General features: G+C 73.7%; 1 pseudogene. It reads right to left on the reverse strand.

Features of this window, described 5'->3' with window-relative positions:
* Positions 1–104 precede the first annotated feature (104 nt).
* Positions 105–495, reverse strand: a pseudogene (locus G3I71_RS46865) (hemin transporter); the annotation flags it as partial.

The following is a 495-nucleotide window of genomic DNA, read 5'->3' on the forward strand; positions in this document are numbered from 1 at the left end:
TTGGAGACACACTCCGTGTGCGTCTCGTCACGTTCCGGTGTAGCGGAGGCGACCCTTCCGGGGCTAGGGCGTTCGTACGGCGAGCGAGCGGATCCGGCCGGCCGTCAGGCCGATGCCAGCCACAGGTCCGGGCCGAACACCTCGTAGTGGATGTCCGACGCCGGCACCCCCTTGGCGATCAGCTGCGCGCGCACCGCCCGCATGAACGGCAGCGGTCCGCACAGGTAGGCGGTGGTGCCGGGGGCGACCGGGACGTCCGTCAGGTCGACCAGGCCGGTGGCGTCGCCGGGCTCCGCCGACTCCGCGTACCAGAAGCGGGCCGAGGCGTCGGCGAGCTTGTGGGTGAGGGCGCGGTGGTCGGCGCGCAGGGCGTGGGCGGCGGGGGAGCGGTCGGCGTGCAGGACGGTGACGGGGGCCGCGTGCCCGGTCTCGGCCAGGTGCTCCAGCATCGACAGCATCGGGGTGCAACCGATGCCGGCCGACGCGAGCAGCACC

The organism is Streptomyces sp. SID12501 (genome assembly GCF_010550245.1).
Lineage (GTDB): Bacteria > Actinomycetota > Actinomycetes > Streptomycetales > Streptomycetaceae > Streptomyces.